This is a genomic window from Faecalibacterium sp. OM04-11BH, assembly GCF_003482185.1.
GTDB lineage: Bacteria > Bacillota > Clostridia > Oscillospirales > Ruminococcaceae > Faecalibacterium > Faecalibacterium tardum.
The window spans coordinates 92,878-107,637 of the sequence record NZ_QULS01000005.1; the positions used below are offsets into that span (position 1 = coordinate 92,878).

At 62.8% G+C, this 14,760-nt stretch carries 10 protein-coding genes; 9 read left to right on the forward strand and 1 reads right to left on the reverse strand.

Annotated features, from left to right (window positions below; translation table 11 throughout):
• Positions 1 to 12: 12 nt before the first annotated feature.
• On the reverse strand, positions 13 to 444 hold the full coding sequence (ruvX, locus tag DXB44_RS06465; protein WP_015536729.1) for a Holliday junction resolvase RuvX: 432 nt from the start codon (positions 442 to 444) through the stop codon (positions 13 to 15).
• Between the two features lie 138 nt (positions 445 to 582).
• On the opposite strand from ruvX, the gene DXB44_RS06470 reads away from it, so the two are divergent.
• The 9 genes from DXB44_RS06470 (at position 583) to trmFO (ending at position 14,740) form a co-directional block, all read left to right on the forward strand.
• Positions 583 to 3,945, forward strand: coding sequence for a PD-(D/E)XK nuclease family protein (locus DXB44_RS06470; protein WP_118658141.1), 3,363 nt, complete (start codon positions 583 to 585; stop codon positions 3,943 to 3,945).
• Positions 3,942 to 7,628, forward strand: coding sequence for a UvrD-helicase domain-containing protein (locus tag DXB44_RS06475; protein WP_118658142.1), 3,687 nt, complete (start codon positions 3,942 to 3,944; stop codon positions 7,626 to 7,628). The genes DXB44_RS06470 and DXB44_RS06475 overlap by 4 nt, the downstream gene beginning before the upstream one ends.
• A gap of 229 nt (positions 7,629 to 7,857) precedes the next feature.
• On the forward strand, positions 7,858 to 8,436 hold the full coding sequence (gene infC, locus DXB44_RS06480; protein ID WP_055185860.1) for a translation initiation factor IF-3: 579 nt from the start codon (positions 7,858 to 7,860) through the stop codon (positions 8,434 to 8,436).
• 18 nt (positions 8,437 to 8,454) lie between these two features.
• Complete coding sequence (rpmI, locus tag DXB44_RS06485; RefSeq protein ID WP_005928215.1) at positions 8,455 to 8,658, forward strand: 50S ribosomal protein L35; 204 nt, start codon at positions 8,455 to 8,457, stop codon at positions 8,656 to 8,658.
• A gap of 55 nt (positions 8,659 to 8,713) precedes the next feature.
• Entirely contained in the window at positions 8,714 to 9,064 is a 351-nt protein-coding gene (gene rplT / locus DXB44_RS06490) for a 50S ribosomal protein L20 (RefSeq protein ID WP_005935552.1), read from the forward strand.
• Between the two features lie 183 nt (positions 9,065 to 9,247).
• Positions 9,248 to 10,030 carry an RNA methyltransferase gene (locus DXB44_RS06495; RefSeq protein WP_118658143.1) on the forward strand — a complete coding sequence of 261 codons (783 nt, stop codon included), beginning with the start codon at positions 9,248 to 9,250 and terminating at the stop codon, positions 10,028 to 10,030.
• Complete coding sequence (gene dprA / locus DXB44_RS06500; RefSeq protein WP_118658144.1) at positions 10,027 to 11,154, forward strand: DNA-processing protein DprA; 1,128 nt, start codon at positions 10,027 to 10,029, stop codon at positions 11,152 to 11,154. The genes DXB44_RS06495 and dprA overlap by 4 nt, the downstream gene beginning before the upstream one ends.
• A gap of 112 nt (positions 11,155 to 11,266) precedes the next feature.
• Positions 11,267 to 13,351, forward strand: coding sequence for a type I DNA topoisomerase (topA, locus tag DXB44_RS06505; protein ID WP_005928228.1), 2,085 nt, complete (start codon positions 11,267 to 11,269; stop codon positions 13,349 to 13,351).
• A 12-nt stretch (positions 13,352 to 13,363) separates the two neighbouring features.
• Positions 13,364 to 14,740, forward strand: coding sequence for a methylenetetrahydrofolate--tRNA-(uracil(54)-C(5))-methyltransferase (FADH(2)-oxidizing) TrmFO (gene trmFO / locus DXB44_RS06510; protein WP_118658145.1), 1,377 nt, complete (start codon positions 13,364 to 13,366; stop codon positions 14,738 to 14,740).
• Positions 14,741 to 14,760 lie beyond the last annotated feature (20 nt).

Sequence of the window (14,760 nt, forward strand, 5' to 3'; positions counted from 1 at the left end):
AGGCATCATTTTTTATATCTCCCCGGGGTGCTCCTTGCGCCATGCAAGGTAGTCCTCTAAAATCACCGTGGCGCTGACCGAATCCAGAATCTCCTTGCGGCGGCTGCCGTAGGTGCCGCTTTCGTCCAGAAGATCGGCGGCGGCGCAGGTGGTCTGACGCTCGTCCCACATCCGCACCGGCAGGCCGCTCCAAAGTTCCACGGTCTTTGCCAGCTTGCGGCTCTTGGCGGCGCGCTCACCCTCGGTGCCGTCCATATTCAGCGGCAGACCGATCAGAATCATCTCGGCTTCGATCTCCTTCGCCACCTCGCATACCCGGGCGGCAACTTTGTTGCGGGCCTTTAAGGTGATCTGGGGCGTGATGGCGGTGGTCAGAAATTCGGTGCGGTCGCAGGTGGCAAGGCCGGTGCGGCTGTCTCCGTAGTCAACGGCTAAAATCTTCATACAAAGTCCCTTTCCGGTGTGCAGAATGTTTTTTTCAGTGTACCACAGCGGCGGCGGGATTGCAAAGAAAAGCGGTGGTTTTATCTTTGCTTTCGTGTTACAATAAAGACAAAAATCAATGAGCGGGAGGAGACCGAAATGCTGAAACTGGTTCTGGGTGCTTCCGGCAGCGGCAAGACCACCCTGCTGTATGCCCGCATCCGCGCCCGTGCCGAGGCGGGAAAGCGCAGTATCCTGCTGGTGCCGGAGCAGTTCACCTCCAGCACCGAGGCACGCATCTACCGGGAGCTGGGGGATGCCCTTTCCGGCATGGTGGAAAGTTATTCCTTCACCAGTCTGGCGGAGCATATCCTTGCGGCTCTTGGCGGCGCGGCGGTGCAGACCCTGACCGATGCCGGGCGGGCGGTGCTGGTGCGCCGTGCGCTGGAGGAATTGCAGGATAACGTGCACTACTACTACCGCCACCGGCGCAGCGCGGCCTTTTGCCAGATGGCAGCCGAGACCATCGACGAGCTGAAAAGCGCCGGGCTTTCCGGGCAGCAATTGCAGGAGCTTGCCCGGGACTGCGGCACCGAGAGCGCAAAGCTTGGCGAGCTGGCGCTCATCTTTCAGGGCTACGAGAGCCTGCTGGCGGGCACCGGCATGGATCCCGCCGACCGTCTGGAGCTGGCGGCTGACCGTCTGGAAGCCGCGCTTGCCCGGAACGAGCTGCCGGACTTTTTGCGCGAGCGCGAGGTGTTCATTGACGAGTTCGACACCTTCAACGCGCCCAAAAAGCGGCTGATGGGCGCGATGCTGGCCGCTCTGCCCGCCGTGACGGTGGCACTATGCGAGGACGGTGCACCCATGCAGCCCGGGGATTTGGAACTGTTCTCCGGTGCAAAGCAGGTGGCGGCGCAGCTGCGCCAGCTGGCGCGCAAAAACGGCGCACAGGTGGCAGCGCCGGAGCTGCTGCGGCGGGACCTGCGCCACAAAGACGCCCCGGGCCTTGCCGCCTTGACTGAGCTGCTGGAGACCGGCAGCTGCACCCCGCCGGAAAGCGCCCCGGAGCTGCGGCTGTTTGCCGCTGCCAGCCGGGAAGAGGAAGCCCGCTGCGCCGCTGCCGCCATCCGCCGCCTGATGCGGCAGGGGGTGCGCTGCGGAAAGATCGCAGTGGTCTGCCGCGATATCAGCCTGTACCGGGCTGCGGTGCGGTACGAGTTCCGCATGGCAGAGATCCCACTGTACTGTGACGAGCCCACCACCCCGGAGTTCAGCGCCCCCGCTACGGCGGTGCGGGCACTGCTGGCACTGCTGCGGGGCGCAGACATGACCGAGCAGCTGACCGTGCTGGCCAAGACCGGCCTGTGCGACCTGACCGAGCCGGAAGTCTGCGCGCTGGAAAACTACGCCTACACATGGTCGCCCAATGCAGCGGCGTGGCGAGCAGAATTTACAAAAAGCCCCCGGGGCTTCGGTGACGCCGAGCTGACCGAGGAGGATACCCAGAACCTGACCCGCGCCGAAAACGCCCGCAAAAAGCTGGTGACGGCGGTGGATACCCTGCGCAGCAAGGTGCGCAGCGCCAACGCCGAGCAGATCAGCCGGGCATTGTATTTCTGCCTGAAGGAGCTGGGCGCAGAGGGACAGCAAGCCGCGCAGGTGGAGGATATCCGCACCGCCCGGGGCATCCCGGCGGCAGAGGAAGCCGCCCGCGAGTGGAACGTGGTGATGCAGCTGCTGGACGAGATGGCACGGCTGCTGGGCAGTCAGGGCATCACCGTGCCGGAGTACGAGGATCTTTTCAACCTGCTGCTGCGTTCCTCCGACCTTGGGCACATCCCGCAGACGCTGGATGCGGTGGTGCTGGCAAGTGCCGGCAAAATGCGTCTGGATGCACCGGACTATGTATTTGTGCTGGGGCTGGCAGAGGGGGAATTTCCCTGTACCCCCGCAGAAAGCGGCCTGCTGACCCACGCCGACCGCGACCTGCTGATGGCAAAACAGATCGACCTGCCGGACTGCTTTGAGAACCGCGTGGTGCGCGAGCAGGTCTGTTTTTACAAGGCCCTTACTGCCCCGGCAAAGGGGCTGTGGATGAGCTGGCCGAAAGGGCAGGGGCAGACTCTGTGCGCCGCGCTGGAGCCCATCGTGGAAGCATTGCAGCCCGCCGCGCCGCAGCTGGAACTGATCGACCTTGCTGCCACCCCCGCAGACGGCTTAGACGTGTTGGGCGGCGGCTGGCCGCTGACCGAGCTGGAACGTGCCAGCCTGACCGAGGCGCTGCGCGCCCCCGGCGAAGGGGTACAGGCGCCCCGGGGGCTTGCCCTGTTGCAGCGCATGGAGCAGGACCCGCCCCGGCAGGTGCAGGATCTGCCCACGCTGGAAATGCTGCTGGGCAGGCGGCTGCACATCTCGCCCAGCCAGCTGGAAAAATACTATACCTGCCGCTACGGCTACTTTTTGCAGTATGTGCTGGGGCTCAAACCCCGCCGCCGTGCGGAGCTTTCGGCAGACCAGAGCGGCACGCTGATGCACTGGGTCTTGCAGATGGCGCTGGACCCCCACCCCGGGGAGGACAACCCCTGTGCCGGGCTGCGCCCCTTTTTGGAGTTGGACGATGCCGCCATGGCTGACCTTGCCGCTGCGCTGGTGGATGAGTACGCGCGGCGCTATCTGCCGGAGGATACCGCACGCTTTGCCTACCTGCTCTCCCGGCTGAAAAAGAGCATGACCAGCCTGCTGTGCTACCTGCGGGACGAGCAGAACCAGTCCCAATTCAAGCCTGTGGCCTGTGAGCTGAAAATAGGCCGGGGCGAGGATGCAGTGCCCGGGCAGGTGTACCGCCTGTCGGACGGGCGCACGGTGCAGCTGGTGGGCACGGTGGACCGCGCGGACGAGTGGATCGAGGACGACGGCACCCGCTGGGTGCGGGTGGTGGACTACAAGACCGGCAGCAAAAAGCTGGACTTGAAAGAGGTCTACTGCGGGCTGGACTGCCAGATGCTGCTGTATCTGTTCAGCCTGACCCGGGATTCCGGCGGGCGCTTTACCGGCGCACAGCCGGCGGGCGTGTTGTATCTGCTGGCCGACCCCGCCCCCCAGACCCTGCCCCGCGGGCAGGCTGCCCGGGCGGTGGAGTACCAGCTGGACGGCCTTGTGCGGGACGAGCAGAAGATCTTTGACGCAATGGATGCGGACGAAACCGGCAAGTATCTGCCTTTCGGCTACCGCAACGGCGCACCCAGTCCCTACCAGAAGGACAAACGGGCGGACAGCGCAAAGCTCAGCCGCATCCAGCTGCATCTGGACGACCTTGTCACCCAGATGGGCGAGCAGCTCTACGGCGGGCAGATCGACGCCGAGCCGCTGGTGGTGAGCAGCAGCAAAAGCCCCTGTACTTGGTGCGATTACAGCTTTATCTGCTGCCACGAGACCGGGCTGCACGAGCGTGCGCTGGAAGCCCCCGCAAAGCCCTTTGAACCTGAGGAAGAACCCGAAGAAGAGGAGGAACAGCCGTGAGCGGACCCAAATGGACCCCGGCGCAGCAGGCCGCCATTGCCGACCGGGGCGGTGCGCTGCTGGTAAGCGCAGCCGCAGGCAGCGGCAAGACCGCCGTGCTGACCGAGCGGGCGGTGCAGCTGATCACCGACCCGGAGCAGCCGGTCAACGCCGACCGGCTGCTCATCGTTACCTTTACCAACGCGGCGGCGGCAGAGCTGCGTGCCCGCATCGGGCAGGCGCTGCTGCACCGCAGCCAGCTGCAGCCCGGCAACGCCATGCTGCGCCGTCAGCGGATGCTATTGCAGCGCGCGCCCATCTGCACCATTGATGCTTTTTGTCTGAACCTGCTGCACAAGCATTTTCAGGCGCTGGATATCCCGCCGGATTTTGCCCCGGCAGATCCCGGTACCGTGCAGCTGCTGCGGGGCGCGGCGTTGGCTGAAACGCTGGAAAACGCCTACCGCGACCCGGATTTCTGCGCCTTTGCAGACCTGTACGGCAAGGGACGCACGGACAAGCCCGCAGGCGATGCCATTTTGCAGATCTACGATTTTCTGCGGGCACTGCCGGATTATGACCGCAAGCTGGACGAATTTCTTGCGCCTTATGAACAGGAAAACGGCTTTGCCGATACCTGCTGGCACGATCTGCTTCTGGCCGAAGCTGCCCGCTGCGCCAAGGCTGCGCGGGAGCTGCTGAAGGCAGCACTGGCCGACTGCCATGCGGATTTTGCGCAGGAGCAGGCAGCTGCTGAGGAAAAAAAGACCCCCTCTGCCCGGGCAAAGGCACAGGCCGCGGTGGCAGAAAAATACGAGGAGGCCGGTACAAGGCTGGAAAAAACTGCCGCCCTCTTTGCGCAGGCGGAGCAGCTGGCAGCTGCCGGGCAGTGGGACCCGCTGTACGATCTGCTCACCCCCTATGTGCTGGGCATGGAGGAAGCGCCCGGCCTGAAAGGCATGAAAAAGCGTCTGGGCGGCGACCACAAGGCGGAGATCAAGACCCGTTCGGACGAAGCTGCCGCTTTGTTTGAGCAGATGACCCAACTCATCTGCTGCTCCGAGGCCGAAGCCGAGACCGACCGGCAGATCACCCTGCCCCGGCTGCGGGCGCTGTTTGCCGCTGTGCGGGACTTCGATGCCCGGTTCACGGCCAGAAAAAGGGAGCGCAAGCTGCTGGAATTCAGCGATTTTGAACACCTTGCCCTGCGCCTGCTGCGCACCCCGGAGGGGGTGCCCACTCCCCTGTGCGAGAACATCCGTCAGGACTACGCCGCCGTGATGGTGGACGAATATCAGGACACGAACGCCTTGCAGGATGCGCTTTACCGCTGCCTTGCCGCCCCGGCGGGAGATAACCTTTTCCTTGTGGGCGATTTGAAGCAGAGCATCTACCGCTTCCGGCAGGCAGAGCCGGGCATCTTCCGGCAAAAGCTGGACAGCTGGCCGCTGCTGCCGGGCGCAAAAGCTCGTCCACGCCCGCCGGAGGGCACCCCGGGCACGGACGCACTGCTGGCGCTGGATGCAAACTTCCGCTCCGCACCGCAGGTGGTGGCGGGCATCAACTACCTCTTTGAGCAGCTCATGACCCCGGAGCTGGGCGATACCGCCTACGGCGACGGGCAGCGTCTGGTCTGCGGCGCGCCCGGGGAATATCAGGGCAGCGTGGAAGTGCAGTTTTTGCCGGACGATGAGACGGAAACCGATGCAGGCTGGATCGCCGAACGCATCGCGCAGCTGGTTTCTGCCGGAGAGCCGGTGCGGGAGGGCAGTACCACCCGCCCAGTGCGGTACGAGGACTGCTGTGTACTGCTGGCAGCGCGCACCGAGTTCCCGGCCTATGTGGAGGCACTGACCGCCCGGGGCATCCCGGTATATGCCGACGCCCGGGAGAACCTGATGCTTGCACCCCACATCCGTCCCCTCATCGCCCTGCTCAAGGTCATCGACGACCCCTCGCAGGATATCTATCTGGCTGCCGCCATGCTGGGCCCCATGTTCGGCTTTACAGAGGATGACCTTGTGCGACTGCGCGCCCGCAGCCGTCAGGTGTCGGCAGAGCCGGACAAAAAGCCCGCCCGCATCAGCCTGTACGGCGCGCTGCTGCTGGCGCTGGAGGACCCGGCAGACGATCCCTTTACCGAGAAGGTGAAGGACTTCTACGCCCACCTCACCGCCCTGCGGCAGATGGCGCGCAGCGCCCCGGCAGAGCAGCTGCTGGAAGAGATCTTTGCCTCCACCGGTTATTTGGCGGCGCTGGGCGTGCTGGAAAACGGTGCCCGCCGCCGGGAGGATGCCCGCCGCTTTGCCAACTTCTGCGCCACTTCCGGTACAGGCGGCATTTCGGCGCTGGTGCGCGCCATTGATGCCGCCGCACAGGCAGGCAGCACCGGACAGGACACCGTACCCAGCGGGGTGCACCCCGGGTGCGTGTCCATCATGACCATCCACCGCTCCAAGGGCTTGCAGTTCCCGGTGGTGTTCGTGGGGGATACAGCCCGCAAGTTCAATGCCTCGGATATCCGTCAGCCGGTGCTGGTGCACCGCACTTTCGGCGCAGGGCTGCGGCTGCGGCCGGAAAACGGCGAGGGCGCCTACAAGACCGCTGCCTACACTGCGCTGGCCGCTGCCCACGCTAAGGAACTGCGCAGCGAGCAGATGCGCCTTTTGTATGTGGCGCTCACCCGTGCACAGGATAAGCTCATCCTCACCGTACCCCTGAGCAGTGGCAAGAGCGCAAAGCCCTTTGCCAAGGCAGCGGCTTTTCTGGCTGCCGGGGCGGGAGCCACACTGCACCAGCAGGCCAACAGCTTTGCCGACTGGCTGCGGGCGGCGCTGTTGGTGCACCCGGACGGCGGGGTGCTGCGGCAGCTTTCCGGCAACCGGGAGCTGCTGTTTGTGCAGACCGAAAGTACGATGGCAATCAAAGTGTGCGACGATGCCGTGCAGCTGTCCGAGGAAATAGATACAGATACGCCGGACGAAGCGCCGGAGACCGACCCGGCACTGGTTGAGACCCTGCGGCAGAACTTTGCATGGCAGTACCCGGCGGCAGCGCTTGCGCAGGTGCCCGCCAAGGTCAGCGTGACCAGCATCGTGCACAAGACCGAACAGACCACGCTGGAGCGCCCGGGCTTCCTTTCCAAGGACGGCCTGACCGCCGCCGAGATGGGCACCGCGCTGCACGCCTTTTTGGAGCACGCAGACTTTGCCCGGCTGGCTGCGGCCAAGGCCGCGGGCACGCTGGACGAGGCCATCCCGGCAGAGCGGGACCGTCAGGTGGCATTGCAGCTGACCGCCCCGGAGATCGCGGAAAAGCTGGATGCGGTGTGCATCCGCCGTTTTGTGGAAAGCGAAGCCTTTGCAAAGATCTGCGCCGCCGAGCAGGTGCTGCGGGAGCTGCCCTTCATCACGGCGCTGCCCGCCGGTGCAGTGCTGGCGGCGCAGGGGCACGAGGAACTGCCCGCTGCCGCAGACGCGCAGGTGCTGGTGCAGGGCATTGCCGACCTTGTGCTGGTGTACCCGGATCATCTGGAACTGCTGGACTACAAGACCGACCGCCGCAAGGCGGAAAGCGACTTCCTGCGCGCCTACCGCGCCCAGCTGAACCTTTACGCCATTGCCATCGAAAAGCGCTTTGCGCCAAAAAAGGTGACCTATAAGGGCATCTACTCCTTTGCACTGGGCAAACTGATCGAGGCGTAAAAGGGAAAAGTCATATTTTTTCCAAAGAACGCATAAAAAGTGCTTGACAGGGCAGGCAAGGCGTGGTAAAATAACCGGGTAAAGAAAGCAGCTACGGCCTGTGCCGCGCTCGCCTTGTGGGAGAATGTCCCCGGGCTATACCCGAAACAGCAGCTTATTCCTTTGCGAATGCTGCGGCTTTGTGTGAAATTTCGCGCGGCTGTCCAGAATATGGGCGGCCGCGTTTTCTATGCCAAATATTGCAACACTATGGATTTTGTTTGGAGGTGCATTCATTATCGCTACCGCTGGAAAGTCGAAGGAACTGGAGATCAACGGCCAGATCCGTGATCGTGAGGTTCGCCTGATCGGTGCAGACGGCGAGCAGAAGGGCGTTGTGTCCATTCAGGTGGCCATGCGCGCTGCAGAAGAAGCCGGGCTCGATCTGGTAAAGATCGCACCGCAGGCTGTGCCGCCTGTGTGCAAGGTGCTGGACTACGGTAAATACCGTTTTGAACAGCAGAAGAAGGAGAAGGAAGCCAAGAAGAACCAGAAGGTTGTCGAGGTCAAGGAGACCCGCCTTTCGCTCAATATTGACACCAACGACTTCAACACCAAGCTCAACCAGACTGCCAAGTTTCTGGCAGCCGGACACAAGGTAAAGGTTTCGATCCGTTTCCGCGGCCGCGAAATGGCGCACAGTGCTCTGGGCGCAGACGTGCTGAAGCGGTTTGCCGAGGCGCTGCCTCAGGCATCCACCGATAAGCCGCCCGTGCTCGAGGGCCGCACGATGTCCATTCTGCTGATCCCGAAACCCAATAAGGACTAATTTTAGGAGGAAACTAAAATGGCTAAGATGAAACTGAAGACGCACTCCGGCGCTAAGAAGCGCTTTAAGCTGACCAAGAACGGCAAGATCAAGCGTGGTCATGCATTCCGCAGCCACATCCTGACCAAGAAGACCACCAAGCTGACCCGTGGCTACCGTCAGCCCAGCTACGTTGATAAGACCAACGCAGCTACCATCAAGAGCATGCTGCCCTACGCCTAAGAGCGAGCCGCAGGTACACAAAACTTTCTACGAGATACTAAAGGAGATATAAAAAATGGCACGTATCAAAGGCGCAACCATGACCCACAAACGTCGTAAGAAGATGCTGAAGCTGGCCAAGGGCTTCTACGGCTGCAAGAGCAAGCACTTTAAGATGGCCAAGCAGCAGGTCATGAAGAGCGGTAACTACGCTCTGGCTGGCCGCCGCATGAAGAAGCGTCAGTTCCGCAACCTGTGGATCTGCCGCATCAACAACGCAGTTCGTCCTCTGGGCATGAACTACTCCACCTTCATGGCTGGCCTGAAGAAGGCAGGCATCGAGCTGAACCGCAAGATGCTGTCCGAGATGGCCATCAACGATCCTCAGAGCTTTGCCGCTCTGGTCGAGACCGTGAAGAACGCCTGATAAAGACCTTGCATCGTGACGCCCGCGCGTATACGCGGGCGTCCGTTTTGTATCCGGGCATTTTTTGCGGCCAGGGAAACAAGGCAACGGGGCAGCGCCCTGCCGCAGAAATCTGCGGCAGTCGCTGCCCTTTTTCTATTGTATCCAAAGCAGAACGCATACACACCTGTTCAGGAGGAACGCATGGACGAAAAGATCACCAGCCGGGAAAACGCAAAAATAAAATATGCCTGCCGCCTTGCTTCCAGTACAGCATTCCGCCGCGCCGAGGGGCGCTTTCTGGCCGAAGGGCGCAAGCTGTGCCCGGAGCTTTGCCGCGGTGCAGAGCTGGAGACCCTGTTTTATACCGAAAATGCACTGGAAAAGTGCCCGGAGCTTGCCGCTTTGCCGGGCGAGCATTATCTGGTAGAGGATCATGTGGCGGACAAGCTGGCAGACGTGGGCACCCATCAGGGGGTGTTCGGGGTGTTCCGCACCCCGGTGCATACCTTGGAGGAGGTGCGCCCCGGTGGGCGGTATCTGGCACTGGAGCGGGTGCAGGACCCCGGCAATGTGGGCACTTTGCTGCGCAGCGCAGCGGCCTTTGGCTTTGACGGCGTTATCCTGAGCGAGGGCTGCGCCAGTGTCTACGCCCCTAAGACCCTGCGCGCCTCCATGGGCGCAGCGGTGCGCATCCCGGTCATCGAGACCGGTGCCATGCCGCAGGCCATCGCTCTGCTGCGGGAAAAAGGCATCACCTGCCTTGCGGCGGCGCTGTACCAGTCCCAGCCGCTCAGCGCGGCAAAGGCCGGGTACCCCGGCGGTGTCTGCGTGGTCATCGGCAGCGAGGGACAGGGTCTGACCGACGAGACCATCGCCGCCTGCAACAGCACGGTGCGCATCCCCATGACCGACCGGGTGGAAAGCCTGAACGCCGGCATTGCGGGCAGCATCCTGCTGTGGCATTTCCGGGAGGAGAGCCTGTGACCGGGCAGACCAGCCTGTTCCCGCCGGAGCCTGCACCCGACCCGCTGCTGTGCTGGCTGTGGCTGGCGCAGGTGCTGGGGCCCGCCAGTCTCCACGCCGGAAAGGTGCTGGATGCCTTTGGCGGCGCACAGGAGGCGTGGGAAGCGCGGGAGACCGAGGAATTCCGGCAGGCGGCAGGGGATACGGCCTTTAAGCGGGCAGCACAGCTGGATGCAGAAAGTTTCCACACGCTGGTGATGCAGTGCGATGCCCTGCGGGTGCGCATTCTGCCCTTTGACGACCCGGACTACCCGCTGGCGTTTTCCCGCATCCCGGATATGCCGCTGGTGCTCTACTGCACCGGCGACCCCTGCTGGCTCAACGAGCCCGGGGCGGTGGGCATCGTGGGCAGCCGAAAGCCCACGGAATACGGTCTGAACGCGGCGGCAGATATCGGCGGCGAACTGGCAAAAAACGGAGCTGTTATCGTCAGTGGTCTGGCCGATGGGCTGGACAGCGCCGGACACCGGGCGGCAGTGAAAAACGACTGCCCCACCATCGCGGTGATGGGCGTACCCATCGACCGCACTTATCCGGCAGCCAATGCCGCTCTGCGGCAGAAAATCGAGCACAAGGGCTGCGTCATCAGCGAGTACCCGCCATACAGTGAATATATTGGCCCTACCTGCTTTTTGCAGCGCAACCGGCTCATCGCGGCGCTTTCCTCTGCCGTACTGGTGGTGGAGGCGCGGGAAAAAAGCGGCACCATGTCCACCGTTGCCCACGCCGAGCGCTACGGCAAGCCGGTGTACGCCGTGCCGGGCAGCATCTATTCCCCCAATTCAGCAGGCACGAACGGTCTGCTGCGGGACGGCCGCGCCCGGGCCGTGGCCGGCGCTGCCGACCTGCTGGCGGCGCTGGGCCTGCATACCCGGCAGGCAGCACCGGCGGCTGTAAAGCAGCCTGCACCCCTGAGCGATACCGAGCGCCGGGTGCTGGCGGGCATCGGGCCAAAGCCCGTGGGCATCGAGGAACTGTGCGTGAGCACCGGCCTGCCCATGTCCGCACTGCTGGGCACCCTGATGAAGCTGGAACTCACCGGCCGGGTGTACAAGCAGCCGGGGCAGCGGTATGTGCTGCGGTAAAATTGTGGAATATTTCCGCTGGTAAAGCACACAACAGCTGTGGTACAATAATATGAGCGAATGACCGTGCATCCCTTTGGGGGCACGTTGCAGATAGAGGAGAAAAGAAGAAATGGCGAAACTGGTTATCGTGGAGTCGCCTGCAAAGGCGAAAACCATCGGCAAATATCTGGGCGATGACTACGAGGTCACCGCCAGCATGGGCCATATCCGCGATCTGCCCGCATCTCAGCTGGGCATCGATGTGGAGCATGGCTATACCCCGCAATACATCAGCATCAAGGGCAAGGAAAAGCTCATCAAGGAACTGAAGAGCAAGGCCAAACACGCCGACGGCGTGCTGCTGGCGACCGACCCGGACCGCGAGGGCGAGGCCATCAGCTGGCATCTGGCCAATATTCTGGGGCTGGACCCCCACGAGCCCAACCGTGTCACCTTTGACGAGATCACCAAAAAGGGCGTGAAGGAGGGCATGGCCCACCCCCGCGCCATCGACGAGGATCTGTTCAACGCCCAGCAGGCGCGCCGCGTGCTGGACCGTCTGGTGGGCTATAAGCTCAGTCCGTTCCTGTGGCGCAAGGTGCGCCGCGGCCTGTCCGCAGGCCGTGTGCAGAGCGTGGCGGTGCGGCTGATCGACGACCGGGAAAAGGAGATCGAAAACTTTAAGCCCGATGAATACTGGAACGTGGACGCCACCTTGGGTGCCGGGCACAAAAGCTTTGTGGCACGCCTTGCCACGGACGCCAACGGCAAAAAGCTGCTGCCCAAAAGCGAGGCGGAGGCACGCGCCATTGAAAAGGGTTTGGAGGGCGCAAGCTATGTGGTGAGCGAGCTCAAGCGCGGCAAGCGCGCAAAGCAGCCCACCCCGGCCTTTATCACCAGTACCCTGCAGCAGGAGGCCTCCCGCCGCTTAGGCTTTACGGCCACCCGCACCATGCGCGCCGCCCAGACGTTGTACGAAGGCGTGGATATTGCCGGGCACGGCATGATGGGTCTGATCACCTATATGCGTACTGACAGTCTGCGTATCTCGGACGAGGCTGTGGCCGCCGCCAAGGAGTATATCGCCGGTGCTTACGGCGAGGCGTATATCTGCCCCTATAAGCGCACATGGAAGACCAAAAGCGCCACGGCAGCACAGGACGCCCACGAAGCCATTCGTCCTTCTGTGCCCTCCCTGACCCCGGACGAGGTGGACAAGAGCATCAGCGGCGACACTGCAAAGCTGTACCGCATGATCTGGAGCCGCTTTATGGCCAGCCAGATGGCAGACTGCCAGCAGGATACCGTGTCGGTCACCGTCAGTGCGGCGGATTACCACTTCAAGGCCAGCGGCTACACCGTGACCTTTGACGGCTTTACCGCCCTGTACGAGGAAGCCACCGACGAAAAGGAAAAGAAGGAAACGAACCTTCCCCCGCTGGAGCAGGGACAGGTGCTCAAGCTGCGGGAGCTGAAGAGCGAGCAGAAGTTCACCCAGCCGCCCGCCCGCTACACCGAAGCCACCCTCATCAAGGCGCTGGAAGAAAACGGCATCGGCCGTCCTTCCACCTACGCACCTATCATTACCACCATCATCGACCGCGGCTATGTGGAACGCGACCAGAAAAAGCTTAAGCCCACCCTGCTGGGCCGGGCTGTGGACGGGCTGATGCTGGAGCAGTTCCCCCACATCGTGGACGTGGATTTCTCCGCCCAGATGGAGAAGAATCTGGATAAGGTGGAAAGCGGCAAGGCCGACTGGCGCAAGACCGTGGACGACTTCTATCAGGGCTTTGAAGCCAGTCTGGAGCAGGCCGAAAAGAACATGGAGGGCAAAAAGGTCAAGGTGCCGGACGAGCCTTCCAGCGAGGTGTGCGACCTGTGCGGCCGTCCCATGGTCATCAAGGTGGGCAAGTACGGCAAGTTTTTGGCGTGCAGCGGCTTCCCGGAATGCCGGGGCACCAAGCGCCTCGTCAAGGATACCGGCGGCATCTGCCCCAAGTGCGGCAAGGGGCGTCTGCTGGAACGCAAGAGCTCCAAGGGACGCATCTACTACGGCTGCGAGCGCTACCCGGACTGCGATTTTATGACATGGGATATGCCGGTGGCTACCAAGTGCGAAAAGTGCGGCAGCACCCTGTTCCGCAAGGGCGGCAAGCTGTACTGCGCCAAGGAGGGCTGCGGCTTTGAGATGCCGGTGCCCAAAAAGGATTAAAGGAAAAACCAAATGAACGAGTACAAAGTAACCATTCTGGGCGCGGGTCTGGCGGGCTGCGAAGCGGCTCTCTGGCTGGCGGGCAAGGGCGTGCAGGTAGAACTGTACGAGCAGAAGCCCGTCCACTTTTCCCCCGCCCACAAAAGCGAGGGCTTTGCGGAGCTGATCTGCTCCAACAGCCTGAAGGCTGAGCGGCTGGACTCCGCCTCCGGTCTGCTGAAGGAAGAGATGCGCCGCATGGGCAGTCGGCTGCTGACTGCCGCCGAGGAGACCCGCGTGGCCGCCGGCGGTGCGCTGGCGGTGGACCGCGATGCCTTCAGCGCCGCTGTCACCCGCATGGTGGAGCAGTGTGAGAATATCACTGTCCACCGGGAGCAGGTGGAAACCATCGACGAGAGCACTCCCATTCTGGTAGCCACCGGCCCGCTGACCGACGGTGCGCTGGCCGATGAGATCGGACGCCTGACCGGGGACGAGCGGCTGCATTTCTACGATGCCGTTGCCCCCATCGTCACCGCCGAAAGTCTGGACTACAACAAGGTATTTGCCGCCTCCCGCTACGACCGTGGCGAGGCCGACTACCTGAACTGCCCCTTTAACAAGGCAGAGTACGAGGCCTTCCACGCAGCACTAGCCGGTGCGGAACGTGCCCCCCTGCACGATTTTGACACCGGTGCAGAGCAGAGCGCAAAGCCCGACCCGGACGCCCACGGCAAAAAGGCCGATACCGTCACTGTGTACGAGGGCTGTATGCCCATTGAGATCATGGCTGCCCGGGGTGCCGACACCATGCGGTTCGGCCCGCTGCGCCCGGTGGGTCTGGTAGACCCGAACACCGGCCACCGTCCTTGGGCAAATGTACAGCTGCGCGCAGAAAATAAGGAGCGCACCCTGTATAACATCGTGGGCTTCCAGACAAACCTCAAATGGGGTGAGCAGAAGCGGGTGTTCAGCATGATCCCCGGGCTGGAAAATGCGGAGTTTGTGCGCTACGGTGTGATGCACCGCAACACCTTTCTGGATGCGCCCCGGGTGCTCAGCGCCCAGCTGTGCCTGAAAGCACACCCTAACGTGTTTTTTGCCGGGCAGATCACCGGCTTTGAGGGCTATATGGAAAGCGCCGCCTGCGGTCTGCTGGCGGCACGCAATCTCTACGCCCACTTGGAGGGCAAACAGCTGCCCCCGCCGCCCGCCGATACCATGTGCGGTGCGCTGGTGCAGTATCTGACCACCGAGAACAAGAACTTCCAGCCCATGGGCGCAAACATGGGCATTCTGCCGCCGCTGCCCGCCGAGACCCGTCCCCGGGACAAGCGGCTGCGTTACATGGCACAGGCTGAGCGCGCTGTTGCCAGCTTCCAGCAGTGGCTGGAGGAAACTGCTCTGTAAGGCAAACCACCTGAAAGGAG

Excerpts from the sequence above, each read along its gene's own strand:
- topA (WP_005928228.1), top strand. The coding sequence starts at position 11,267 with ATGGCGAAACTGGTTATCGTGGAGTCGCCTGCAAAGGCGAAAACCATC.
- DXB44_RS06495 (WP_118658143.1), top strand. The coding sequence starts at position 9,248 with ATGGACGAAAAGATCACCAGCCGGGAAAACGCAAAAATAAAATATGCC.
- ruvX (WP_015536729.1), bottom strand. The coding sequence starts at position 444 with ATGAAGATTTTAGCCGTTGACTACGGAGACAGCCGCACCGGCCTTGCC.
- DXB44_RS06470 (WP_118658141.1), top strand. The coding sequence starts at position 583 with ATGCTGAAACTGGTTCTGGGTGCTTCCGGCAGCGGCAAGACCACCCTG.
- rpmI (WP_005928215.1), top strand. The coding sequence starts at position 8,455 with ATGGCTAAGATGAAACTGAAGACGCACTCCGGCGCTAAGAAGCGCTTT.
- rplT (WP_005935552.1), top strand. The coding sequence starts at position 8,714 with ATGGCACGTATCAAAGGCGCAACCATGACCCACAAACGTCGTAAGAAG.
- infC (WP_055185860.1), top strand. The coding sequence starts at position 7,858 with ATGCCAAATATTGCAACACTATGGATTTTGTTTGGAGGTGCATTCATT.
- trmFO (WP_118658145.1), top strand. The coding sequence starts at position 13,364 with ATGAACGAGTACAAAGTAACCATTCTGGGCGCGGGTCTGGCGGGCTGC.